Source organism: Citrobacter sp. R-1.5.2 (assembly GCF_035064245.1).
In the GTDB taxonomy this organism is placed as follows: domain Bacteria; phylum Pseudomonadota; class Gammaproteobacteria; order Enterobacterales; family Enterobacteriaceae; genus Citrobacter.
In genome coordinates this window covers 1-24,939 of sequence record NZ_JASEYC010000003.1, presented here as the reverse complement: position 1 = coordinate 24,939, position 24,939 = coordinate 1, and the positions used below count along the sequence as shown (strand labels likewise).

Below are 24,939 nucleotides of genomic sequence, written 5' to 3'. Positions count from 1 at the left end.
GTTGCCGGAGAACGCCCCGGCAACATGGTGTTATTATTTATTCAGTTCGATACGCACCACGTTATCTGGCGCGGAGGTGGAGTGGTCTTTATTGAATTTCTGTTTCACTGTGACAAACAAGGTTTGGCCATCAGCAGAGAGCAACAGGCTGTTTGGATTGGGGAGGAGATCCCAGCTTTTCTTCACGCTGTAATCCGTTGCATTCAGGCTAAGCAATTTTCCAGAATCACGCTGGGTAATATAGATTTCGTTGCGTTTTGCATTGAATTTCACCGCCAGCGAATCCCCGATATCCAGCTGTTTAAGCAGCTTGCCCGTATGAATATCCAACACCAATGTCGTTTTCGCTTTGGAATTGTCGGTGACAAACAGGCGACCGGTTTGCGGGTCCTCCGCCATATTCAGCAGCAATGCGGGCTTATCGCCCAGCGGCTGCCAGCGTTTTTCAACGCGCTGGGTACGCGGGTTGATAACGAGGATTTCGCCGCCGCCGTTTGCCGCATAAATACGCTGCGTCATTTCTGAGTAATGCAGTCCGGTCATCCATTTACCGGTATTTTTAATCCGGGTTTTCAGTTTCAGTGTTTCGGCATCGACCACCCAAATCACCGCCGGATCGGCAACGGCGCCAATATAGAGCAGACCGTTATGCAGCAGTACCTGGCGCGCGCCATAGGGGAATCCTTGCGGATTACGTTCCGGGAACAGGATACGGTTTTTGACTTTGCCGTCAGCGGTATTCAGCGCGCTTAACCCTCCATCCAGGGAGTTTGTGACATACACTGTTTTACCGTCTGGCGAGATAGCCATACCAAAGTTTTTCAGATCGGTGTGGCTCAGACCGAGGGTCTTCAGCGTTTGCGGATCCAGCTTGTAAACTACCCCACCCTGAACATCTTTGAACCCTTCCGCACTGGCGACGTACAGCGCATCACCCGCTGGACTCAGCGCCATTTCATACAAGCCGTCAGCCAGTGCGCGCTGCTGAATATCCGTTGCTGCCGGGGCGATTGTTTTTTCCTGTGCCGCCGGGTTACTGGCTGGCGTGGCGTTAGCTGTGCAGCCGCTTAATGCAACGGCAGCCAACAATGCCAAAGCGGATGTTGTTTTTTTCATTGTCGGGATCCTTACCAGAGTTCACGCAGATTGTTAATAACAAAAAGAGAATGAGAACTATACGCATTATCTTTATCAGATCAAGAATAATTAGCCGGTGAATAAAAAAGATGAAACGAGGGTTTAAAGACGCGGAGAAGTGCGCGGTAGTACCGCTTTTTCATAATTACAGTGAATTATTCTGGACGAAAAGGCATCGCAGGCCACAGAATGCACTTTACTGTTTTTCCAACATTTTCAAACGGGTGAACCTGCCGTGGTTCAGTCACTCGTTTTTGAACCACGCCAGGCAACGACTGTCATGAATAAGATCATTAAACGACTTGAGATCGTCAAAAGCGCTATCGAACTGGAAGATGAAGAGATTATTTTCCAGCAATTGGCGCATCTGAAAAATGAACCTTTGCCAGTCATTCCCGGCGTCATTGTGCAGGCGATTGAAGAACGGCGTTTCGGCGATGCCCTGCGTGAAATTACACACTGGCTACAATCCCAGCGCGCAGTATCAACGTGGCAGGACCCCGGCATTGCCGCCAGTAAGCTCGAACTGAAAGCGCTTGAAACCCAACTGCGTGATCTGATTGATAAGCGCAATACGCGTATTCAAATCCTCGATGATTTCAACGACCTGTACCATCTTCGCCTCGGACCGTTGATGAGCCGAATTCTCGAACTGCGTAAGCAGCTGGCTGCCAGCGCGCAACGGAAGCAGGAAGCAGAACGAAAACGTCGGGAAAAAGATTATCAGTCCTGCCAGCACTATATTTCACAGGCCGTTGATCAACTGGCGAAACTCAAGCAGCACTGGGTAAATCTGAGTTCAGACTCCCGCGAATCCGTGGAAACTCGCCAGCGCATTCAGCAACAGACTGAGCTTATCACCGCCCTGCTGGCGGAAATTCGTGAACTGGAAAACGACTTTTCTCGCCAGGACGACAGCGCGACCCGTCAGGCACAGGAGGAAGCCAGCCATGAATATGATGAATATCAGGAGCAACAGCAGGATGCACAGCACCGTTACACCCGCGACCAGCGGCTTTCAACGGATGAACGTAATGAATTAAAACGCCTGTGGCGCCAGGCCAGTCGTCTTTGCCACCCGGACGTGGTAGCGGATGACCTGAAAGAGAAAGCCCATCAGATGATGGTGCAGCTTAATCAGGCACGACAAAATGCCGATCTGGCCGCGGTTAGGGCATTGCTGACCCAGTTACAAACCGGACTCGAACCGATGATGGCAAGTGACCGATTAAACGATCTGCAGCATTTACGCAGCAAGATTCAGCAGCTCAGGGAGCAAATTAATGCACTGCTCAAAGAGATTAGCGATCTGGAAGCGGAAAACGCCTGGCGCCTTGCCACTTCAGTAACAGACAAAGAAGCCTACTTTTCCGATCAGCAACGAGCACTGACAGAAATCCGCAATACGCTGGAAATGCAGGTACAACAAGTGGAGCAAGAGCTATTGGCTGGCTGAGAAAATTCGCGTACAAAAAGCAGACAAAAAAGCAGCTGCAAGACTGATTTTTAGATTAAGCACGAAAAGCTTACTTCAGGTTAAACATCTTAAAACTCATAAACAAAAAGAATATAAATCTAAATTATTTTCATTTGCAGCCCATTAATTTAAATCAAACACTATTTTCTTCTTCTGAACATTTATCTCCTTTCCGACCCTCTCTTTGATTAAGAATTCTCCTGGTTGTTTCCCTCTCCGTTAAGAAAATAACATATCTGCTTGAAATTACTAATAATTAACAATATTCCCCCTTCTAAATCTATAGGAATCCCCTGTCATTATCGAATTGGCGAACACAAAACCTCGCTGATCAATAAGCGAAATCTATCAATCATCTTCGCAGAGGTGATTTAAACGATTTATCTTAAATTTTAACAAAGTGTAATATCTACTTTAAGAATAGTTAATGATTTAAATAAAGACAGAAAATATCTGTTGATATCCGAATAAATAAGGATGCGTTCAAAGTAAAGAGCGAAATATACCCGTCATATTTCAAGTTGCCTATGCGTTGGCTGCGTTAGTTCACCTCAGCCACATCGTATCTGTGTGCCTGGGAATTCACTCCCCGGACTTCCTGCAACTGGAATTATTTAGGGCATACGAGAATTAATTAACATTTCATGCATCGCGAGAAACTCTTTTTTAACTAAAAAAAGAGGCGACTGCTTGCACCAAAATTTCAAGGAGATCGTTATGTCTAAAGCTATTTTTTTGGGTGACTCAATTTACCCCTGGCTAGGCATGCGAGAAATCCTACGTGGCTCATCATTATATATTGATATCGCGTACCATTCCTCCCAGACGCTTTCTGCCGTCCAAACGCAATCTCATGAAACGGATTGCATCATTATTAATCCTGACAAATCAGATTTTTTAAAATATGCCAGGATTATCCGCAACATGGCTATACGACCATCCACAACGATCATCGTGTTAGCCGATGAAGCCACTTTTTCTATTTTTCAAACAGTGTGCGGAATGGCCCTGCAGTTCCTCGATCAAGACACCAGCCTTGATCAGCTATTGCAAACAATCACGCGTATCACCGATAACAAAAATACGCGCAATATCAAAGAGCTACAAACAAAAATAACGACCAACGAATTCAATGTGATGATGATGCTAGCCCGGGGGTGGTCACTGACACAAATCGCCGGCGTATCACAAAAAAGTGAAAAAACAATCGGGGCGTACAAAAGCAACATTGCCAGAAAGCTGGGTAAAAGTAATACCCGGCTCAAGTACACCATTTCTCACTATAGCCAGCCGTAACTGACTTATTTAAGGATAGTAATCACGGTTAATTATTAACAGATTTCCTTTCGGCTCATTTTTTAATTCCGCCTGGCCCGGAAGGGATCGCTATTTTCGAAAATAGACATACCGGGTAGCACATCCGCGTGCCAACCATAGCCAACAACTCAACGTATTAACACATACATAACAGGAATGTAGACGAGGGTTATATATGAATAAGGTTTACAGCATTATTTGGAACGCGGCACTCGGTATCTGGGTTGTCGTCTCTGAATTAACCAGAGGTAAGAAAAAAAGCAGTTCACGTAAAACTGTTGCGGTACTGGCAGCCAGCGCATTAAGTGGCGCTACGATGATGGCCTCAGCGGCGCAGATTACCGCTACGGGCGCGCGAAATATTTCTGACGACTTCCAGAACGGTATTTCTGCGGGCGTTTATCAGGCTCCCCACGACTACGGCTTCTTATATGAAAATAATACCGCCAGTCAGGAACTCAATATCAGCGGCGCAATCCCGACGATTAATCCCGGTCAAAGCGGCGTTGTAGAATCAACCACCATCAGTCAATTGCTGCAAGAAAAAAAAATCACGCTGCAGGCCACCAGCCCAGGCCAGGGTGCCAAAACAATCACCACACCTGAAGAACTGGCGGAATACCTGACGTATAACCAATCGGCAGAGCCTTCTCAAAGCGAAAACTTCACGGTGGTTGACCCCGCATTCCCGGACGGTTCAGAAACCATTAAAGTCTTTGATACCAATGTGTTAAGTAGCTTTCTTACTAAATCGCAAATCGGCGATTCCGTCTTAAATACTTATGATGCAACCAAGTCTGAAATCTATAAGCAGTTTGGTATCGCGCTGGCAACCCATGGCGCCACGGCCAACCTGAACATAGGTAATGACTCGCTCCATGTACGCGACAAAGCCAATACCATTGAGTTACTGGCCAAAGACTCCTCCTTACTGGAAGCGCAAGGCGCCAACAGCCAGGTAAACTGGCAGTCTGACAACTATATAAAATTTAACGCAGCACCCGTGGTCCCCACACAAACGTTCACCGGCTCAAAGCAAACCTCTGTCTTTGGCGAAGATGTGACGCTGATGACTTATGGCTATGACGCCGATGGCAAGGTTATCGAAACCGGGGTGCGCACATTCACCATTACCAGTACGCAGGAGTTGGCCGATTTTAACGACTTCCTGTTGGGCAGAAGTGACGACGCCGCAGAAAATGCCAATGGGGATAAGGTCAGCCAAATCCAATTGTGGCTGGATGCTAAAGAGGTCACAACCGTTACAGCAGCACAAGCAAAGTATGCCGGGTATATCGATAGCTTAATTCATTCCAGTCAGCCGTCTGACGAACTCACCTGGGACTACAAAGTCTGGACCGATGGCGACTCACATACCAACAACGCCACTGCCGCGCGCGGTGAGTTGCATGCCATTTATGCCAACGGCGCTGGCACTACCGGCACCCTGAATAAAGGGGCGATAATCGCCGTTGACGGCAGTATTAATGGCGTCATGAAAGCCATTGACGGTGGGGTTATCAACAACCTCGGCGAGCTGAACGCGCTACGCAGTTCTGGCGGGCAAAGCCTGGCGATTGGCATGTTGGCGCTAAACGCCGAGGCAACCAACCACGGGACTATCAACTCAGGTCTGTTCATTGATAAAGATGGTAATCAAAACGTCAACAGCTACGGCGCATTCGGTATGCAGGGGCAAGGTACCAGCGTTATCACCAACGAAGGCACCATCAACCAGGCGATCACCACCGATAACTTCGGCACCGCATCTGCCGCCGATCCCTGGAGCAAAGATGTCCCGGATGCTTCGCTGACGCTGGCCATTGGTATGCAGTTGTCCGGCGAGGCAAAAGGCGTCAATAACGGCAATATTAACGTCGTCGACGGACGTAAAAACGGTGCATCTTACGGTGACGGCACCGCCTTTGGCGTGGAAGTTGCGGGAAATGCGACCTTTACCAACAGTGCCGATGCCGCTATTTACCTGGGGCGTGACGCAAGTAACCTGACCCAGGATGTCATCATGCCAGGTGGTGCCAGCCTGAGCGCCGGGATTATGACCAAAAGTACCCAAGAGGTTATTAACAACGGTCTCATCACGTTGGGCACCGGTGTCCGTAACGCGGCAGGAATTTTGATCGGCAACGCAACCGGTAACGTACTGAATACGGGCAACATCGTCATCAACGGTAATGGGGATGCGGGAAACAGCAAGAACTACGGTATCTCCGTGCGTGACAGCGGCGCGGAAAATAATCAGCAAATCAGAAACGACGGCAAGATTAACGTCAACGGCACGAATAACGTGGGGATCCACGTCAGCGCCAACAAAAAGAACGCCGCAGTGACCACCAGCGATACAGGTTCCATTATCGTAGATGGTACGGGTGGCATCAACGATCGTAACTATGCAGTCTGGGCTGAAGGTGGCACCAACGGACAGGCGACAGTCAACGTCTATTCCAACATCATATTGGACAAGGTCGGGAATATCGGCGTGCACGTACGTGATAACGCCATTGCTAACGTCGACAACCTGAGCAGCCCGGTGTTCAACAACACCGATCAGATTGGCTATTATCTGTATGGGAAAGGCGCTACCGCCAATATTGGTCAGGCGGTGATGAATGACAACGGTAAAGAACGTACCACCATTTTCCGTATTGCCAATGGTGCATTGTTGTCCGGCGACCCCAACGATCCGCAGAGCCCGACCCAATCCAACCTTGATCTCACCTTAAGCGGCAAAAACTCTGTTGGTGTTCTCGCTACCGGCGCAGGCAGTAAAGTCGATACTGGTGAAGCCACATTTACCGTGCAGGGTAGCGATTCCGCAGCGCTGGTCATCGAAGGCGGCGCAAGCGGTAATATCAGCGACAAAACCACCATTAATTTAACCGGTGAACGTACCGTTGCCGGGGTGGTTGATGGCCAGGCGCATCAGCTCAATGGTCGTAATCAGGACAATGCCACCAGCACGACGCTTACCTCAAACGCGAAGATCACCTCTGAAGCCAGTGGCAATGAAGTGATTGCTTATATAGCGAGAAATCTGGGTAACCTGATCCTCGATAGCGAATCGAGTATCAATCTTGCCAGCGTCGACAGTATCGGCGTGGACGTTCAACAAGGCGGGAGTCTGACCAATAAATCCGCCTCCGCTCTGCATGTCAGCAACGGTATCGGCGTTCGCGCGTCGGGTGCCAGTGCGCAAATTAATCAACTGGGCCAGGTTAAGGTTGATGATGGCACCGCTGGCGTATTGCTGACGGAAGGGGCCAGCCTGCAGATTAACGGCATTAGTGGCGACAGCATTACCACCAACGGCACCGCCGATGGCATTCGTCTGGCAGATAAAGCCGGCGACCTGTCAGCGCAGCATGTGAAGATCCGTGCTGATGGCACAGGCGCAGGTATTCAAAACGATGCTAACAACACCAATATCACACTGCAAAATGTGACCATCGATGCCAACGACGGCGCGGGGATCCGCACCAGCGTTGCCCTGAACATGAAAGATGGGCTTGATAACATCCTTAACGTCAATGGTAAAGGTACCGGCTTCGCTTTTGAGCAGCACGACGGGAGCGCGACAACGGGTAACCTGGCCATCGGTAAAGGCTATACCATTGAGGTACTGAATAGCGAAGGCAGCGGTATCCGCGCCAACACAAACGGTAAAGTCACTACCAGTGCCGATATCAATGTGCGAAACGCCGCCGGTGGCTCTGCCATCATCGCGAAAAACGTCAGCGCGTTGACCAACAGCGGAAAAATTGTCTCAGCCAGCACCACGGCTCCAGTGATTGACGCCAGCGGCGACAGTAATAAAACCATTACCAACACCGGTACCCTTCAGGCCCTGACCGACACAGCGGTGGCTATCGAATCGGGCAAGGGCAATGACACGATTGATATCAGTAAAGGCACGACCAGTGGCGTGATCAACACGGGTGAAGGCACTGATACCTTTAACTGGCGTAGTGGCTCTTTTGCGGGCGAAGTGAATTTCGCGGGAGCCAACGGCAACAATAAAGCCAATATTGGCGACGTTGAACTGAATGAGACCCGCCACATCACTACGAAAGCCGGTAGCGGCAACGCCCTCACCTTCACCGATACACACGGCCTCAGTGCAAAAATTGGCAGCCTGAGCGGCGATAACCTGACCACCGGCACCAACATCGGCACGGGGTGGGATTCACTGACAATTAGCGGTCAAAAGGCGGATATGCGTATTGTCGACCGTCTGGAACTGGCCAGCCAAACCATTGCCGTTACCGGCGGTGCAACGCTGCGTACAGGCGATCACGGTGAATCCACCAGCACCGCGGCAACGATTGCTGATTACGATGTGACGACTCAAGGCCCAGACAGCCGGGTCATCTTTGATACCCAGGGTGATAACACCGCAGCGCAAATCTATAACGGTACTATCAGCGGCGACGGGAAGTTCGAACGTGCGGCAGGCGGTACCACGGTATTTACCGCCAACAACAGCTACAAAGGCTCTACCACCATTGAGCAAACAGGTACGTTGCAGTTAGGTTCCGGCGGAAATACGGGTGAAGTCAGCGACGTTTCTGACATCATCGATAACGGCATACTGGTAATTAATCGCGCCAACGACGTCCTGCTGAACGGCGTTATTTCCGGTATCGGTGCACTGCAGCAAATAGGTGGCGGCATTACCCGTCTGGCCGGCAACAACATCTATACCGGCGACACAACGGTCACCCACGGCACGCTGTTGGTGAATGGCGATCAAAGCGCGGCACGTGGCGCAACCACCGTCAGCGGCACATCCACACTGGGTGGTAATGGCATTATCGGCGGCAACGTGTTGATGAACGATGCCACAACGATTAGCGCTGGTGACGGCGGTGCGGGTACGTTATCCATTAACGGTAATCTGCAGCTTGGCAGCAAAACGACGTCCGCCTTCGAGCTGGGCCAGGCCTACACACCGGGCGGTAGTCTGAATGACCTGATCAACGTCAAAGGCGATCTGCAACTGGACGGGACACTGGATGTCACCACGTCATCGGGCGGGAATTTCGGTCCTGGTGTGTACCGTATTTATAACTACGGCGGTACGCTGAATAACCAGACGCTGGAGTTAGGTGCGGTACCGGACACTCAGGATAAGAGCAACATTTTTGTCCAGACCTCTATCGACAAACAGGTCAACCTGGTAAATGCCAATGGCGTGACCCTGCAATTCTGGGATGGCGCAACCACCAGCCAGAACCACGGCTTAACGGGCATCGAAGGCAACAGCAAGATTGACGGTGGCGATGGTAAATGGATGGCGATCGGTGCTCAGGGTGACAACAACTGGACGACAGCGACCGGCGAGGGCAACGCCCCGTGGGCGCAGAAATCCTTCGCCGTGTTCACCACCCAGGGTGGCACTGTTACCGTGGATAACGCTGCAGGTGACGTCAACTTCTCTGGTGCGCAGTTTGATGCCGATGGTTACGTCGTAAAAGGCGATGCACTTAACGCCTGGGCCACCACAGAAAATGCCACCCATGCGGGGCAGACACCGGGAACCGGTGAACTGTTGCTGCGCGTAGGCGCCGGTGGTGCGGGACAAAACTTTACGGCAACCATTGAGTCAATCCTTCGTGAAGCCAGCACCAACGACAAACTGACACTGGTGAAAACCGACCTCGGCCGTCTGATCCTAAGCGGGGATAACACATATCGCGGCGGCACGCGAATTGATGGCGGTACGTTGCAGATCTCCTCTGACAGCAACCTCGGCCAGAGCGGAACCGATTTGGCGATTAACAACGCCTCGACGCTGCAATTAGGCGCAGATTTAACCAGCAATCGCACCATTGAGCTGGGCGCCAATGCTAATGCGGCCGTATTCGATCTCAATTCGCACCACTTCACGCCGACCGGCGAGATTACCGGTGATGGCAAACTGAAAGTCACCAGTAGCTCAAGCGATGCGGGCAGTACTCTGACGCTCGACCGTGCCAACAGCTACAAAGGCGACACAGAAATTGCCGGTACCGGTAATAGCAACAATGTGACGGTCAATGCCAGCAAAACAGGGGTATTCGGCAGCAACGAGAGCAGCACCATCACGGTTAATAATGGGGCAACGCTTAACGTCAGCGGCGCAGACACCCGTCTGCAATCACTGACCATGAACATTGCCGACAGCCTGTTAACGCTGGCGGATACCGTCACCGCCGCCAGTGCCAAACTGAATCTGACAGGTAAAGCCAAAGCCGTACTCTCAAACAAAGCAACAGCCGGTGACGCGACGGTCAGCGTGGCGAAAGACAGCACACTGGCGCTGGAAGACAATGCCAGCGGCGGGAATGCCATTGTGACCAACAGTGGGCTGATGACCATGGCCGATGAGGCAATGGCAGAAAATACCCGCGTGGCCAACCTTGCAGGCGGTCTGGTAGATGTCAGCGCAGTAAACAGCGAGACCGCCATCGGTTCGTTGTCCGGCGCAGGTAACGTCGAGCTGGGTAATAAGCAACTGTCGCTGGGGAATCTGCATCTTGCTGACACCATCAGCGGCATTATCAGCGGCAACGACGGCAGCCTGGTGAAAGTGGGTAACGGTACGTTGACCCTGACAGGCGACAACACCTACACCGGTATCACTGATGTCAATGAGGGGGTATTGCTGGTCAACGGCAATCAATCTGCTTCTACCGGTCAGGTCACAGTGAAATCGGGTGCCACACTCGGCGGTAACGGTATTATCGGCGGTGCGGTCGATGTGCAGGATAACGGCCACATTACTGCCGGTGCCGCCATCAATAGCGTGGGTAAACTGACTACCGGTTCTCTGACGCTCAGCGATAACGCCCAACTGGATTATCAGTTTGGACAGGCTTATACCCCGGGCGGTGCTTTCAACGACTTGATTGACGTGAATGGCGATCTGACGCTCGACGGTAAGCTCAACATTGAAACCTCACCGGGCGGTAGCTTTGACGTTGGCGTCTATCGCGTCATCAACTACACCGGCACATTGACTAACAATGTGATGGATATTGCTGACGCGCCGGAAGCGGCTGACAGCCTGTACGTGCAGACGTCGGTGAAAAATCAGGTCAACCTGGTCAACCATGCTGGGCTGACGCTGCGCTTCTGGGACGGTACCGGCGGTGAAAATGGCGAGCTGAAAAATAACGGCGTCATCAACGGCGGTGATGGTATCTGGCAGTCAAGCCAGGGGAACGACAACTGGACGACGGATGAGTCTACGCCAGAAGGCGCGCTGAACGCACCGTTTACCGATGCCGCATTTGCCGTCTTCCAGGGGGAAGCCGGTAATGTGACCGTCGATAACAGCAAAGGCGACGTGATCATCAGTGGCGCACAATTCGCCACCGACGGTTATCGTGTAGGCGGTGAAGCCATCACTACCGATACCGCCAATACCTTGATTCGCGTCGGCGATGGCACAGTCGATGGTATCAACTACACCGCAACCATTGATAGCGTGATCCGCGGTACCGGTGGTCTGAATAAAGGCGACCTCGGTACATTAATCCTGACAGGCAACAACACCTACAGCGGCGGTACGACTATCACGTCAGGGACGCTTCAGGTTGCAGGCGATACCAACCTCGGCGCAGCAGAGACCGGAATCACCTTTAACGGCGGTACGCTGAAATATGGTGAAGCGTTTGATACCGCACGTCAGGTTACGCTGGAATCTGGTGGTGGGACATTCGACACCAACGGACATGATGTATCCCTGCTGACGGAAGTCGAAGGTAACGGTCAACTGACCAAAACCGGTAAAGGTTCACTGACGCTGACACTGGATAACACCTATACCGGCGGTACCACCATCGAACAAGGTGTATTGCAGCTCGGTACCGGCGGTACGATAGGTAGCATTGAAGGGGATATCGTTGATAACGGCGTGCTCAACGTTAATCGCGCCGATACGCTGGCGTTAAGCGGGAACATCAGTGGTACAGGCCAGCTGCATCAGACCGGTAATGGTACGACGGAGCTGCAAGGTCAAAACAGCTACAGCGGTGCAACACTCATCACCAGCGGGGTATTGCAAGCCGGTGATACCAACACCCTGAGTGCCGCCTCGCACCACTATGTTGTCGCGGGCACCACCCTGAATACCCAGGGTTATAACCAGACAGTCGCCGGGCTGAGCAACGGTGGCGATGTATCCCTTATCGGCCAGCAACCTGGCACAACCTTAACGGTTAAAGGGGATTACAGCGGCGAACAAGGCACTATCAACATGGCTGCCCGGCAGAATGCCGGCGGCACAGGTATTGCTGACCGACTGATTATTGATGGCGGTAAAGCCAGCGGAAGCACGTTGCTGGATGTCGACGGTTCCGGGCTCGGCGCACCGACCGTGGGTGATGGTATCGAAGTGGTCACGGCGCTTAATGGCGCAACGACGACGGCGCAAACGTCGCAGGATGCCTTCCATCTTGCCGCTGAGCGTATGGCTGCGGGTGCCTTTGAGTATCAGCTCCACGCCGGGAATGCACAGGGTCAGGGCGAAAACTGGTACCTGAGGAGTGAATATCGTCCGGAAACCATGCTGTACTCCGGTCTCGCCAGCGTGGTTCGCCAGGGTGACATCAGTCTGTTGGGCAACATGCACCAACGTATGGGTGATGAGGTTAAACCGGGTATTGATGAAGACAATCGCGCCTGGGCGAGAATGATTGGTTATTCCGGTAAAACCAAACTGGATGATGCAGCCGGTACGCAAACCAGCTCCCATACCATGGGTATTCAGGTCGGCGTCGATATGTACGCCAATGAAAGCTGGAAAGCCGGTATGTACACCAGCATTCTGGATATCGACAGCAATGTGAAAGGCAGTAAAACGGGCAGCAACGGCAAAGGCGGCAACATCGACGACAACGCATTTTACGTTGGCGGTTATGCCACCTGGTTCTCTGGTGACGGTATGTATGTCGATAACGTTCTGCAGTACGGGAACCATAAGTCCCGCCTGTCGGCATCGGGTAACAACGGCTCTTACACCGTCAAAGGCAATACGCTGACGGCCTCAACTGAAGTGGGTAAAGCATTCCGTTTAGGTGCCAGCGCCTGGAGCCTGGAACCGCAGGCCCAGTTGATCTATCAGTACAGCGACTTTGATAACAACACGCTGGATGGTGTAACCCAAACGAGAGTGAATATGGATACCGCCGATTCATTTACCGCGCGTCTGGGCGTGCGTCTGGTCGCGGACTACGACACCAACCACGGCAAGTTCCAGCCGTACGGCCGGGTAAACGTCTGGCAGGGTCTGGGTTCCAAAGATAAAACGCACTTCAGCAATGCGGTCGCCACCACCACGCTGGAATCTTCACAGCAGTACTCCAGCACCGAGGTTGCAGCGGGTCTGTCGTGGTCTATCGATCGTAATCTGCAGGTCTACGGCGAACTGGGGACACAGTTCAGCAACGGCAGCAATAAATCGCAGGTTGAAGCCCCGGTCAATGCGTCTATTGGCTTTAAGAAATCGTTTTAAGCAGGCATAACCTCGCAAGCCCCCTATTCACAGGGGGCTTTTTTTTGCCGTTCAGGGCCGCCTGATGCGCTACGCTTATCAGGCTGACAGACTTACCAGCAACGCGGAACAATCAAGGGATTGGGAAACGTAAATAAGGAGGGATTAACGGTTATATTGCGCTAACAGTGAAGGGATTTCTTCTGCCAACACCGGGGGAGAAATGAAGAAGCCTTGAATTTTGTCGCAGCCAATCTGCGTCAGGCGATCAAGTTGAGACTGGGTTTCGACCCCTTCGGCCAGGACTTCAATGCCAAAATTGTGCGCTAAAGAAATGATACCCTCAATAATCCTTGTCGATTTAGTGTCGGGCTCTATTTCGGTGACAAACTCTTTATCAATTTTTAAGGTATCAAAAGGATATTTCAGCAGATAATTAAGATTAGCGTGCCCGGTACCAAAATCATCGAGCGCTAATTTGACCCCTATTGCCTTCAGTTCCGTCATATTTTTCGCCGCTATTTGACTGTCACACAGCGGCGATGTTTCCGTTACTTCAATCTGGCATCGATGAACCGGAAGGCCGGAAGCGGCCAGGTTTTGTCTTATTCGTTGAGGTAAAAGAGGATCGCAGAATTCAAGCGCAGAAATATTTACTGATAATACAAGAGGTTCAGGCCAGGCACTCGCAACATTCCACGGTGGACTGGCAACCATATCTTCAATTGAAAATATATTGCCACTGTCTTCCAGTAACGTGATAAACACATCAGGAGAAATCATACCCATCTGAGGACTGTTCCACCGCATTAATGCTTCAAACCCGCTAATACACTCGGTATGTAAATTAAAAATAGGCTGATAAACCATATAAAGCTGACTGGTATTCAATGCCTTTTCAAGCGCGGTGAGCACCTCATCGGAATTAAACATTCCCCTCTCCCTTTACAAATCATATACATTAAAAACCAGTCAAAATCACTCCCGAGTTGTACCTGCTGTTAAGTGCGCTACATCAGAAAAGAATAGCCAGGTTAGGGTAAAAAAGACATGCTATGGGTAAATCTGACAATCAGTTTATTCAGATCAGATGTATTGGTCAGTCCCAGCTTGGCGACAACTCTCATTTTATGCGCCTGAATAGTCTTATAGTTCAGACTAACCAACTCAGAAATTTCCTTGGCAGAATAACCACTTACCAATAGACTGAGGATTTGTTGTTCTCTTTCCGTCAATCTTTTCTGCGAGCGATACAGCCGGGGATTCCATTTCCCGACCGATAACGTTGCCAACTGAGAAAAATCACGTAATGAGGATTTCTCAGTCAATACTATCGTTTTTTCAACGTATAATAATTCAACACATAATTTCGCCACCAAACTATCAGCGACGATGACGACGACGCTATTATAAAACTTGAACCGGTTTTTATTCAAAAATTGCACAATGGCGGAACACGGCTGTTCATTGTTAATGATATTAAAAACCATTGTCTGATGCTGGCATAATGACGACTGCTGCAACATATCCTCAAACTGGAATGTTTTTATCGGCACATGTTTGCTTGTCAGGTAGGCAAACATACCGTTGCCCACAAAATTATCACTGCCACACATCAACATCCTGTTCATCGCTCCTTATAAGCTTCTAATTTTATTACTCATTAAAAATTTAATAATGGTTTTCTCAACTTCAGCCTCTTCACGACGGTTCTTAAAATCGAACTCCCAAGAAACCTGATGACAGGAATACAATTGATTATCCTCATCAAATTCGTTGATCGCGACGACATCAATGACCTTTAAATCAAGCTGAAAACTGCCGAACGTATCAAAATCCAGAGCAGCATTTTTAATCACTGCATCCTTGTAAAGAAAACGGGCATTAACATCTTTAGCGATTAACGCACAGCCACCCTGAGAGATGTTTTTAATCTTAAGTGAGTAGTTCTCTCCGTTTTTGTAACGACCAAAACAGAAAAAATCGAACCCCTTCAGAAAAGAAAACCGCTGATTCTGTCGCTGTTGGGCAAAGAAAATCATATCCGGGATGAGGTAGGATAATCCTGCCTCAGCACCTGTTGATGGGGTTGCTTCAAATCTGGCGCTAAATTTTATAATCCCGCTGTCACTGTGCAGGATAAAGTACTGGATCTTTTCAGGAATGATGTCTTCATGACCGGTGACCACAAAGCGTTCGAAATCGATCCTTTCTAACTGCGTGATGACGCTGGTGTTTTCACATAAAACTTCCAGCTTCGTCTTCTTATGCAGCTCTTCACGAAGGATAGCGATGATCTCAAACTTGTTGTCCTTTGCTAATCCAAAGTTCATTCTAAAACCCTTATTTCCATATTTAAGATATGTCTCGGCCCCGGTCTGATGACAGACAAAAACGCGAGATCAGCATCCACCCCTGGCGCCTAATTACCATAGTGGATTCCATGTCGAACAGTTGATTAAAACTTAAGTTTTTAACTATCTTTTGTCATTTATTGATACGTAAAAACATTTAATCAGAATTAATTTTAGCTTAAGCCATGCCTAAAACCATGCAAACCTACGCAATAGCTATAACAAAAGCGAATAACAAGACTTATAAAAATGCGATTTTGAGATAATAAATAGCAATAATCGCATAGAAATAAAATAGAAAAAATGCTGTAAAACTAAGGGGTTGACAACACAGAGCGTGGACGGGGGGGTGCTGAACCTATAGGCACGATATCCAGCGGGGATTGATACCAATACCATAACCTCTCATTTCACAGGGAAGAATGCATTATTCAGGTATATTAATCGTAATTTAACTTAAGTGATAAAAAAGGCCAGCATCATGCTGGCCCCGGTAAATACCGAATTAAATTAGAGTGGCAAACTATCTTACAGAGGGTACAGCGTTAAAAATTCAATACCGTTGTTTAACGATTGCTCGGGCAGAATCAGCAATTATCATTACTGCCCCAGCCAACATTAACGTATCTTTTAGCACCAGACGTCCCGCCCCCGATAAATACGGAAAGCCGTGGTGTAAATCACCCAATGGCATAACCCATGCTTCTGGTGTGGTAATTAAAAACGACAAGGTGACAACCGGTGTTGCAAATGCCAGCACTCCCCCCATCAATCCTAACCACCGGCTGATCGGATTAGCAAGCACCAGCAGCGCGATAATAATTTCAACTACACCGAGCCCATTAGAGAAGCGATACGTATTATTCGCAGTTTGCCATTCTCGCTCTTGCGGTTTTAACTCACCTTCGTGCGTCAAATGCTGTTGGTATTCATTCGGATGTTCATAAAAGAATGACATCAGCGGGCTGTTTGCCACAAACGGTGTTATACTGTCAGCTTCATAAGGTATAAATTTCAATAAACCAATCCAGATAAAGACAATCGCAATACTCAGGCGAATCAAGGTTAATCCAATTCGATCCCCCTGCCCCAGTAAACGAAGATATTTTTCCATGACAGCAATCCTACTTGTACAAAATGGCAGTGGCATAAGTACTGCCATCAATTCTCATCGAGGTAATTTTCCATGAGGATGCCTGCTTTTCTTGCGCCAGTTTAGCAATGGCCGCTTCGACAACAGAAGGTGCCGCTGAAACGGCGGAGACACTGACGTGGGCCAGTTCGGTTGGTGTCTGGGCCAGTACGGAAAAAGTCACTGGTGCCGCCAATAACGTTGTCATCAGTAGCGTCGTTTTAACCATGTTCATTTCTATTTCCATTCATTCGTAATTTCAGTACCGATATAATAAAACACAGCCACTAATTTCATTTATTCCAGAACGCCAGAATAGCTGTTCGATAGTATTGCTTTATAAAAACATGATAAAAAAAAGCCCCACACAAGTGAGGCAAAGATGCAGACGCTATATTTATTATTGAACGAGAGAAAAAAGATCGTTTAATGACTCACTCATACTTGGATGGGTATATATTTGGTCGCGCAATACGGTATAAGGTAAGCCGGCATCCATCACCGTTTTAATGATATTAATCATCTCATGCGAATCCACACACAGCAGTGAGACACCTAATATCCGCTGCGTATCCGTGTCCACCACCGCTTTAAGTACACCACGCGTATCATCCATGACTCGCGCCCGTGGAATCGCAGCGACGGGAAGCATCACCACCTGTACCGCCGCACCGCTGGCACGAGCCTGCTCTTCAGTCATCCCCACGCGGGAAAGTGGCGGTATCATAAACACGGAATATGGCACATTTTGCCGATCGCCGGTGTTTCGCAGCCCTTCGCCTAACAGGCCATCACGCACAATACGGAAGTCGTCCAGTGAGATATAGGTAAATTGCAGCCCCCCTGTTACATCTCCCATCGCCCAGATGTTATCCGCCGATGTCCGCAAATACTTATTCACAATAATGCCGCCACGATCGTTCACATCGACACCGGCTTTTTTCAGTTGCAGCTGTTCGGTCGCCGGCTTGCGGCCTGATGCGACAAGCAGTGCGTCAACAACCTGTTCCCCTTCCGGCATCTGTAGCTGCACCGCGCCATCCTGAGACGAAACCGACTGCACCTTAGCATTGAGGATCAGCTCTACGCCTTTATCGCGTAAAATATCAGCGATCGCATCGGCGATATCCCGGTCCTCACGGGGTAAAAACAGTGGTGCAGCCTCAAAAATAGTGACCTGACTGCCGAAGTTGGCAAACATCGACGCAAACTCAACGCCGATATAGCCCCCTCCCAGGATACCCAGGCGCTGTGGGCGTTGGGTCAAATTCAGCACCCCGGTGCTGTCAAAGACGCCTGGCGTACTGGATAATCCCTCAATATCCGGAATCGTCGACTGTGCACCGGTATTAATAAAAATCTTCTCACCGCTCAGCTCAAGCGTTCCTGTCGACTGCATTACCCGCACGGTATGGTTGTCAACAAATTCAGCACGCCCTGCAATCACATCCACATTTTCCAGATCGGCCAGATTATGGAAGTTTTTATCGCGCAGAAAACTGACCACGGAAGTTTTACGTTGCATCGCCGTCGCAAAGTCATGCTGAAGCTCAGCATCGTGCACCAGGGTTTTGGTTGGAATACAGCCGATATTAATGCATGTTCCGCCATACATGGTGTTGGACTGTTCAATAATCGCTACCCGCCAGCCCGTCTTTGCCAGCGTAGCCGCCAGCGTCTTACCTGCTTTGCCAAATCCAATAATGATCGCCTGATACTGTTTCATACTGCCTCTCCGCAAAGTCATTGTTCATTTGTTACTCTGGATTATAGGCAGTGCCCTGTCAGGCCAGCATATCCATAACGCGCAATATTCTGTTCAATCGTCTACAGCCATATAATAAAAACTAAAAACCCCCAAAACAAAATGCAAAGTAACCATTTGATGGTATTACTTTAATGTGAAAATATGATGATAATCACGGTTCTATCAACGACAATAAAAATTGTTCAGGAGTCTTTATGGATGCACTTAGCCGCTTGCTAATGCTTAACGATCCGCAGGGTTCTATTGATCAAAACTGCCTATTGAGCAGAGACTGGCAACTCCCTCATGCAGCAGGTGAGTTATCCGTGATCCGCTGGCATACGGTAACCCAGGGTAGCGCTTTACTGGAGATGCCTGACGGCAACACTTATACACTGCGTCCTGGTACGGTAGTCATCTTGCCGCAAAACTCCGCGCATCGGTTGTGCCAGTCAGGTGAAGAGCAAACGCATATTGTCTGCGGAAGTCTGCAACTACAGACATCCTCCCGCTATTTCTTAACCGCGCTGCCGGAAGTTTTGCTGCTGGCACCTGGCGAAAATAGCCCCGCTTACCACTGGCTTAAGGCGATGATTGGGCTGATGCAGCAGGAATCATTGAGCATGCTGCCCGGTTCCAACGTTGTGTGCAGCCAGCAATGCGCCACGCTTTTCACGTTTGCCGTTCGCGAATGGTTATCTCAGGCTCCCCCCGCCAAAAATGTGCTGAATCTGCTATTACATCCCCGACTGGGAGCCGTGGTGTTCCAGATGCTGGAATCACCCGCACATCCCTGGAGTGTTGAAGAACTGGCGCAGCGCGCGCATATGTCCCGGGCCAGTTTTGCCCAACTGTTTCGCGAGGTTTCAAACTCCACGCCGCTCGCCGTACTCACCACATTGCGCCTGCAATTCGCCGCCCAGATGCTGTCGCGCGGCGCCCAACCGTTGGTCGTGATTGCCGAATCGGTGGGATATGCCAGCGAGTCATCTTTTCACAAAGTTTTTCTGCGTGAATTCGGTTGCACGCCTGGCGAGTACCGTAAACGGGTGAAAGCGCTGGAATCATAGCGCTCACCTTCAAAGGAATGAAAGCGAGCGCTAGCAGGGGCTATTTCTGGGTGCGATGCCTGTGTAGCCACATCAGCTTATACGCTGCCGGAATGATGAACAGTGACAGCAACGGTGCCGTGATCATGCCGCCAATCATCGGTGCAGCGATACGGCTCATGACTTCAGACCCGGCTCCCGTTCCCCATAAAATCGGCAGCAGACCCGCAATGATGACCGCCACAGTCATTGCTTTAGGACGCACACGCAGTACCGCTCCGTGGTACAACGCCTCATCCAGTTTATCCACGGTAAAGGTTTGCGGATTTTCCAGCGCAGGCTCTGCTTCAATGGCGTGGCGCAGGTACATCAGCATCACCACACCAAATTCGGCAGCCACGCCTGCCAGTGCGATGAATCCAGTTCCGGTCGCGACCGACATATGGAATCCCATCCAATAGAGAAACCAAATTCCGCCTACCAGCGCAAAGGGCACACTGGTAATAATCAACAGGGCTTCACCAAAACGACGGAATGCCAGATACAGCAGCACGAAGATAATCATCAGCGTCATCGGCACCATCAGTTTTAGCTTGTGGCTGGCGCGCTCAAGCAGCTCAAACTGCCCGGAGAATGCCACGCTGGTCCCCGGTTTTAGCTGGACGTTTTCCGCAATCGCTTTTTTCAGATCGTTCACCACCGACACCATGTCGCGATCGCGGGCATCAATGTAGATCCAACTGGTTGGCCGCGCGTTCTCCGTTTTCAACATCGATGGCCCCGAAACCACCTGCACATCCGCCACATCCGCTAGCGTGATTTGCTGTTTCATTGGCGTCAATATCGGCAGATTGCGTAGCGTTTCCGGGCTATCGCGATAGCTTTGTGGGTAACGAAGATTGATCGGATAGCGAGCGATACCTTCAACCGTTTCACTTACCATGGCACCGCCTACTGCTGAGGTGATAAACAGTTGCACATCACCGACGGTCATCCCATAACGGGCGGCCTTTTCACGATGAATATCTACGCTAAGATAACGCCCGCCGACCAGACGTTCAGCCAATGCGGACGCCACACCAGGCACCGTTCTTGCGACTTCTTCGATTTGCTCTGCCGTGGCGTCAATATCCGACAACACGGTACCCGAAACTTTAATGCCGATAGGACTTTTAATCCCCGTAGAGAGCATATCGATACGGTTACGAATTGGCGGTACCCACAGATTCGCCAGCCCCGGTAAACGAACGGTTTTGTCCAGTTCCTCAATGATTTTGTCCATCGTCATCCCCGGACGCCACTGATCCTGCGGCTTCAGTTGGATGGTGGTTTCAACCATTTCTAACGGTGCGGAGTCGGTCGCCGTTTCAGCTTTACCGGTTTTACCAAACACGCGCGCCACTTCAGGAACCGTCATAATGAGCTTATCGGTTTTTTGCAGCATATCCGCCGCCTGTGCTGCGGAAATTCCCGGTAAGGTTGAAGGCATATACAACAGATCGCCTTCGTTAATCTGCGGTAAAAATTCGCCCCCAACCTTATTCAGCGGGAAGATAACGGTCAGGATCGACAGCACCGCCACCAGCAGGGTCGTTTTCGGCCAGTGCAGCACTTTCAACAATAACGGATGGTAAATACGAATCAGGAAACGGTTAAGCGGGTTGCTGCTTTCCGCTGGGATCTTGCCACGGATCCAAAACCCCATCAGGATCGGGATCACCACAATGGCCAGAAACGCAGCACCTGCCATAGCGTAGGTTTTGGTAAATGCCAGCGGACCAAATAACCGTCCTTCCTGCCCTTCAAGCGTGAAGATGGGGATAAACGACAGTGTGATAATCAGTAAGCTAATGAACAGCGCCGGGCCGACTTCCACCGAGGCATTGGTGATGACTTTCCAGCGCGTGTCGTTATCCAGCTTTTCACCCGGATGCTGATGCCCCCACTCTTCCAGCCGCTTATGCGCGTTCTCAATCATAACGATTGCGGCATCAACCATCGCCCCGACCGCGATGGCTATCCCCCCAAGCGACATAATGTTGGCGTTCAGTCCCTGGAAATGCATCACGATAAACGCGATACACAGTCCCAGTGGCAGAGAAATTATGGCCACCAGCGCCGAGCGGATATGCCACAGGAACAGCGCGCACACCAGCGCCACAACGATAAATTCTTCCAGCAGCTTGTAGCTCAGGTTATCAATCGCGCGATCGATCAGTTGACTGCGATCGTATGTTGTAACTATTTCAACGCCTTCCGGCAGACTGCTCTTCAGCGTTTCAAGTTTAGCCTTAACCGCGGAGATCACCTCGCGCGCATTTTTACCGGAGCGCAGGATGACTACGCCGCCTGCCACTTCGCCTTCGCCATTCAGTTCGGCGATCCCGCGGCGCATTTCCGGCCCAATTTGTACGCGGGCAACATCACGCAGATAGACTGGAACGCCATCAGCGCCGGTTTTCAGTACGATATTATTGAAGTCATCAAGGGACTGCAGATACCCACTGGCGCGGACCATGTATTCCGCTTCGGCCATTTCGACAGATGAACCACCGGCTTCCTGGTTTGAGGCATCCAGCGCCGATTTCACCTCACCCAGGCTGATGCCATATTGCGTCAGCTTCATCGGATCGATGACAACCTGGTACTCTTTAACCACACCGCCCACCGAGGCAACTTCCGCCACGTTAGGGATAGTTTTCAATTCATATTTTAAGAACCAATCCTGCAGCGAACGTAATTCAGCGAGATCATGTTTGCCGCTGCGATCCACCAGCGCATATTCAAATATCCAGCCGACCCCTGTCGCATCCGGTCCCATTTCAGCACTGACGCCTGCGGGTAATTTCCCCTGCACCTGGTTGAGATATTCCAGGACACGGGAGCGCGCCCAGTAAGGATCGGTACCGTCTTCAAAAATGACATACACGTAAGAGTCGCCAAACTGCGAGAAACCCCGCACCGTTTTCGCTCCCGGCACCGACAGCATGGTGGTGGTCAACGGATAGGTCACCTGATTTTCAACAATTTGCGGCGCTTGCCCCGGGTAGCTGGTTTTGATGATCACCTGCACATCAGAGAGATCGGGCAACGCATCAACCGGCGTATTCACGATGGTCCAGGTGCCCCAGATGCTGAGAAACAGCGCCCCCATCATCACCAGGAAACGGTTTGCCACCGAGCGGCGAATAATCCATTCAATCATTTATCATGTCCTCAGTGTGAATGGCTCGCCTGGGCTGGCATCGCGGGTACAGCGTGTGTCCCGTTTGTCTGGGCGCGCATACGATCCAGAGCGCCAGAAATATTCGCTTCGGAATCGATCAGAAACAGACCGCTGGACACCACCTTTTCACCTTCGCTCAGACCAGAGCGGATGGCCGTTAACCCCTGAGACTCATGGAATACGGCAACCTGCTTAGGTACAAATCGCCCTTCATTATCGACGGTGATAACCCGCTGTTCAGTACCGGTATCAATCAGCGCTTTAGACGGGATCAGCAGCATCGGCTCGCTTTGCGTTTTTAGTTGCAGATAGGCATTCATTCCCGGCTTCAGGGCCTCATCCGGGTTATCAACCTGCAGGCGAACCTGGAGCGTGCGCGTCGTGGCATCCACACTCGGCAAAATACTCCATTTGCTAATGGTGAAGGGTTTACCCGGCCAGGCAGGCACGGTAATGGTGAATTGTGAGGCGTCTTTAATCAGCCAGGCGATAGATTCCGGGACTGAAGCACTGACCCATACCGGATCCATTCCCTGAATTTTCGCGACCACATTATCTTTTGAGATATTCATACCAGTACGTAAATCAAACGCGGTAATCACCCCATCAATAGGGGCCTTCAGGGTAAAGCGAGTCTGAATTTTCCGCGTCGCTTTCAAGCGTTGAATGTCCGCCTCTGGCATTCCCGCCAGGCGTAATCTCTCCAGAATGCCTTCAACCTGCGTCGCACTGCCGCCCGTTTCCCGCAGCAATAAATATTCACTTTGTGCTTCTACCCAGTCAGGGATTGTCAGATCGATAAGCGGCGAGCCCTGCTTAATTTTGTCGCCCACGGTCAGCGGATAGACCTTCTCGATAAAACCTGCCGAACGCGCCTGAACAATGACAAATTGATATTCGTTATAACTGACGTTCGCCGGGAAAGTTTGTGCATATTGCAATGGCCCACGACGCACGGGTTCGGTTTTTAGCCCCAGATTCTGGGTCTGTGTCGGGTCAATACGCACACCCGGTGCGGATGTACTCGCTGTCTCTTCATCGGCATATTTCGGGATCAGATCCATATCCATAAACGGTGATTTACCCGGTTTATCAAACCGCGTGTTGGGATACATGGGGTCGTACCAGAATAAAACTTTACGCTCTTCTTTTTTTTGAGCAGCGCCGGTATCGGCCGATACTTTTGCGGATGAATAATAGGTATACACACCGACAGAAATAATTCCGCCGACAATCATGCTGCCGAGAATAAGCGCGGTATTTTTAATATTTAAAGACGCCATAGTGATTTCCATTGCGCGATAGTCTCGCCCGTGTTCAGGAAAACCCGGGCAAGAATAAAAGAGACCAGCGAGATCCGTTATTTACTGATGTGAATATCGCGTAAGACAGAGAGATTTCCCTGCTGAACAAACGTAAATGCAACTTTATCACCTGGCTGAATATCGTCGGCCTTGGTATCAGATACCAGCGTGAAACGCATCGTCATTGCCGGCCAGTTCACTGCGGGAATCGGTTCATGTTTAATCGTGACTTTTTTGCTATCCATATCAATAGCGTCAATCACGCCTGTCGCACTAATCACTTGCTCCTGCTGGGCCGCAGGCGCCATATTCATCATCTCGCCATGCTGATGTTCATTGGCCTGAGCGTTAAACATGACGACAGATAACACAGTAAACAAAGCGGCTTTAGCGGTAGTTTTCATGCAATATACTCCTGAGAATTTAAGATTAAAGATCATTCAACCCAGCCACCGCCTAAGGCAGCAAACAGCTTAATTTCATTAACCTGTTGGGCATAGTTAAGGTCGAGTAGCGATTGCTGTGTAGTGAATAAAGAACGCTCGGCGTCCAGTACTTCGATATAACTAACAGCACCATTTTGATAGAGTGCACGAGCACGTTGCAGCGTGATTTGTAATGAGTCCAGGGTAATGACTCCAACTTATTGATAGTGTTTTATGTTCAGATAATGCCCGATGACTTTGTCATGCAGCTCCACCGA

At 50.2% G+C, this 24,939-nt stretch carries 15 protein-coding genes and 1 pseudogene; 4 read left to right on the top strand and 12 right to left on the bottom strand.

Features of this window, described 5'->3' with window-relative positions; translation table 11 throughout:
- Positions 1 to 33: 33 nt before the first annotated feature.
- Positions 34 to 1,116 (bottom strand): YncE family protein, encoded by a 1,083-nt coding sequence (locus QMN38_RS07055; RefSeq protein ID WP_323604753.1) that lies wholly within the window; start codon positions 1,114 to 1,116, stop codon positions 34 to 36.
- A 301-nt stretch (positions 1,117 to 1,417) separates the two neighbouring features.
- Between QMN38_RS07055 and QMN38_RS07050 the strand changes: the two genes are divergently transcribed.
- The 3 genes from QMN38_RS07050 (at position 1,418) to QMN38_RS07040 (ending at position 13,445) form a co-directional block, all read left to right on the top strand.
- Complete coding sequence (locus tag QMN38_RS07050; protein WP_271455381.1) at positions 1,418 to 2,593, top strand: DnaJ family molecular chaperone; 1,176 nt, start codon at positions 1,418 to 1,420, stop codon at positions 2,591 to 2,593.
- Positions 2,594 to 3,331: 738 nt separating this feature from the next.
- Complete coding sequence (locus tag QMN38_RS07045) at positions 3,332 to 3,910, top strand: helix-turn-helix transcriptional regulator (RefSeq protein WP_202039204.1); 579 nt, start codon at positions 3,332 to 3,334, stop codon at positions 3,908 to 3,910.
- 196 nt (positions 3,911 to 4,106) lie between these two features.
- Positions 4,107 to 13,445 carry an autotransporter outer membrane beta-barrel domain-containing protein gene (locus QMN38_RS07040; RefSeq protein WP_323604752.1) on the top strand — a complete coding sequence of 3,113 codons (9,339 nt, stop codon included), beginning with the start codon at positions 4,107 to 4,109 and terminating at the stop codon, positions 13,443 to 13,445.
- Positions 13,446 to 13,589: 144 nt separating this feature from the next.
- On the opposite strand, the gene QMN38_RS07035 is transcribed toward QMN38_RS07040, so the two are convergent.
- From QMN38_RS07035 to rclA, 6 genes are all read right to left on the bottom strand, one after another.
- On the bottom strand, positions 13,590 to 14,357 hold the full coding sequence (locus QMN38_RS07035; protein WP_271442689.1) for a putative bifunctional diguanylate cyclase/phosphodiesterase: 768 nt from the start codon (positions 14,355 to 14,357) through the stop codon (positions 13,590 to 13,592).
- 101 nt (positions 14,358 to 14,458) lie between these two features.
- On the bottom strand, positions 14,459 to 15,046 hold the full coding sequence (locus tag QMN38_RS07030) for a helix-turn-helix transcriptional regulator (RefSeq protein ID WP_323604862.1): 588 nt from the start codon (positions 15,044 to 15,046) through the stop codon (positions 14,459 to 14,461).
- Between the two features lie 15 nt (positions 15,047 to 15,061).
- Positions 15,062 to 15,757 carry a flagellar brake protein gene (locus QMN38_RS07025; RefSeq protein WP_323604751.1) on the bottom strand — a complete coding sequence of 232 codons (696 nt, stop codon included), beginning with the start codon at positions 15,755 to 15,757 and terminating at the stop codon, positions 15,062 to 15,064.
- A 574-nt stretch (positions 15,758 to 16,331) separates the two neighbouring features.
- Positions 16,332 to 16,892 (bottom strand): reactive chlorine resistance membrane protein RclC, encoded by a 561-nt coding sequence (rclC, locus tag QMN38_RS07020; protein WP_271455846.1) that lies wholly within the window; start codon positions 16,890 to 16,892, stop codon positions 16,332 to 16,334.
- A gap of 10 nt (positions 16,893 to 16,902) precedes the next feature.
- Positions 16,903 to 17,139, bottom strand: a complete 237-nt coding sequence (gene rclB / locus QMN38_RS07015; RefSeq protein WP_323604861.1) for a reactive chlorine resistance periplasmic protein RclB — start codon at positions 17,137 to 17,139, stop codon at positions 16,903 to 16,905.
- A gap of 171 nt (positions 17,140 to 17,310) precedes the next feature.
- Positions 17,311 to 18,636 (bottom strand): reactive chlorine resistance oxidoreductase RclA, encoded by a 1,326-nt coding sequence (gene rclA / locus QMN38_RS07010; protein WP_323604750.1) that lies wholly within the window; start codon positions 18,634 to 18,636, stop codon positions 17,311 to 17,313.
- Positions 18,637 to 18,872: 236 nt separating this feature from the next.
- Here rclA and rclR point away from each other — a divergent pair, with 236 nt between their 5' ends.
- The gene (rclR, locus tag QMN38_RS07005; protein WP_271449436.1) at positions 18,873 to 19,727 is read left to right on the top strand and encodes a reactive chlorine-specific transcriptional regulator RclR; all 855 of its coding nucleotides are present in this window, start codon (positions 18,873 to 18,875) and stop codon (positions 19,725 to 19,727) included.
- Between the two features lie 40 nt (positions 19,728 to 19,767).
- On the opposite strand, the gene QMN38_RS07000 is transcribed toward rclR, so the two are convergent.
- The 5 genes and pseudogenes from QMN38_RS07000 to QMN38_RS26975 all read right to left on the bottom strand — a co-directional run.
- Positions 19,768 to 22,911, bottom strand: coding sequence for a CusA/CzcA family heavy metal efflux RND transporter (locus QMN38_RS07000; RefSeq protein WP_137384565.1), 3,144 nt, complete (start codon positions 22,909 to 22,911; stop codon positions 19,768 to 19,770).
- 11 nt (positions 22,912 to 22,922) lie between these two features.
- Positions 22,923 to 24,215, bottom strand: coding sequence for an efflux RND transporter periplasmic adaptor subunit (locus tag QMN38_RS06995; RefSeq protein ID WP_323604749.1), 1,293 nt, complete (start codon positions 24,213 to 24,215; stop codon positions 22,923 to 22,925).
- 77 nt (positions 24,216 to 24,292) lie between these two features.
- Positions 24,293 to 24,640 (bottom strand): cation efflux system protein CusF, encoded by a 348-nt coding sequence (cusF, locus tag QMN38_RS06990; protein WP_323604748.1) that lies wholly within the window; start codon positions 24,638 to 24,640, stop codon positions 24,293 to 24,295.
- Between the two features lie 32 nt (positions 24,641 to 24,672).
- Positions 24,673 to 24,864: pseudogene (locus QMN38_RS06985) on the bottom strand (TolC family protein); the annotation flags it as partial.
- A 15-nt stretch (positions 24,865 to 24,879) separates the two neighbouring features.
- Positions 24,880 to 24,939 (bottom strand): IS1 family transposase (locus QMN38_RS26975; protein ID WP_071528444.1); only part of this gene is annotated, 60 nt, incomplete at its 5' end.

What these genes read in the sequence shown, in the direction of transcription:
- QMN38_RS07035 (WP_271442689.1), bottom strand. Translation starts at nt 14,357, where the DNA reads ATGTTTAATTCCGATGAGGTGCTCACCGCGCTTGAAAAGGCATTGAAT.
- QMN38_RS07030 (WP_323604862.1), bottom strand. Translation starts at nt 15,046, where the DNA reads ATGTTGATGTGTGGCAGTGATAATTTTGTGGGCAACGGTATGTTTGCC.
- QMN38_RS07000 (WP_137384565.1), bottom strand. Translation starts at nt 22,911, where the DNA reads ATGATTGAATGGATTATTCGCCGCTCGGTGGCAAACCGTTTCCTGGTG.
- QMN38_RS07055 (WP_323604753.1), bottom strand. Translation starts at nt 1,116, where the DNA reads ATGAAAAAAACAACATCCGCTTTGGCATTGTTGGCTGCCGTTGCATTA.
- cusF (WP_323604748.1), bottom strand. Translation starts at nt 24,640, where the DNA reads ATGAAAACTACCGCTAAAGCCGCTTTGTTTACTGTGTTATCTGTCGTC.
- rclC (WP_271455846.1), bottom strand. Translation starts at nt 16,892, where the DNA reads ATGGAAAAATATCTTCGTTTACTGGGGCAGGGGGATCGAATTGGATTA.
- rclR (WP_271449436.1), top strand. Translation starts at nt 18,873, where the DNA reads ATGGATGCACTTAGCCGCTTGCTAATGCTTAACGATCCGCAGGGTTCT.
- rclB (WP_323604861.1), bottom strand. Translation starts at nt 17,139, where the DNA reads ATGGTTAAAACGACGCTACTGATGACAACGTTATTGGCGGCACCAGTG.
- QMN38_RS07040 (WP_323604752.1), top strand. Translation starts at nt 4,107, where the DNA reads ATGAATAAGGTTTACAGCATTATTTGGAACGCGGCACTCGGTATCTGG.
- QMN38_RS07025 (WP_323604751.1), bottom strand. Translation starts at nt 15,757, where the DNA reads ATGAACTTTGGATTAGCAAAGGACAACAAGTTTGAGATCATCGCTATC.
- QMN38_RS07045 (WP_202039204.1), top strand. Translation starts at nt 3,332, where the DNA reads ATGTCTAAAGCTATTTTTTTGGGTGACTCAATTTACCCCTGGCTAGGC.
- rclA (WP_323604750.1), bottom strand. Translation starts at nt 18,636, where the DNA reads ATGAAACAGTATCAGGCGATCATTATTGGATTTGGCAAAGCAGGTAAG.
- QMN38_RS06995 (WP_323604749.1), bottom strand. Translation starts at nt 24,215, where the DNA reads ATGGCGTCTTTAAATATTAAAAATACCGCGCTTATTCTCGGCAGCATG.
- QMN38_RS07050 (WP_271455381.1), top strand. Translation starts at nt 1,418, where the DNA reads ATGAATAAGATCATTAAACGACTTGAGATCGTCAAAAGCGCTATCGAA.